Origin of the sequence: Streptomyces sp. HSW2009 (assembly GCF_040240285.1) — a bacterium.
Classification (GTDB): Bacteria; Actinomycetota; Actinomycetes; order Streptomycetales; family Streptomycetaceae; genus Streptomyces.
Genome location: NZ_JBEHZD010001167.1, coordinates 1 through 421, shown reverse-complemented (window position 1 = coordinate 421; position 421 = coordinate 1). Strand labels below are relative to the sequence as shown.

The window sequence follows — 421 nt, the reverse complement described above, 5'->3', positions numbered from 1 at the left end:
ACACCCGCGAACCCACCACCAACTCACCCAACGGCAACGGCCGCAACCTCAACCCCTCAACCACCACCACCGGATCACCCACACCATCCACCACATCCAACCTCAACCCACCCCCACCCACACCCGAAATACGCACCCGCACCCGCACCGCACCCACCGCAAACAACCGCACCCCCGACCACACAAACGGCAACACCGGAACACCCACCTCCAACCCCGGCACCACCCCACCCAAAACCACCGCATGCAACGCCGCATCCAACAACGCCGGATGCACCCCAAAACCACCCACCCCACCACGACCACCCTCAGGCAACACCACCTCAACAAACGTCTCACCACCCCGCCGCCACACACCCTCCACACCCCGAAACACCGGCCCATACTCCAACCCACGCCCCACCAAATCCTCATACACCCC

Annotated in this window: 1 protein-coding gene; it reads right to left on the bottom strand. The window is 64.1% G+C overall.

Translation table 11 applies throughout. The features are described 5' to 3' along the window. Positions 1-364, bottom strand: a 364-nt coding sequence (locus AAHZ94_RS35060) for a polyketide synthase dehydratase domain-containing protein (RefSeq protein WP_349997684.1), incomplete at its 3' end; no start/stop codon positions are given. Between the last annotated feature and the right edge of the window lie 57 nt (positions 365-421).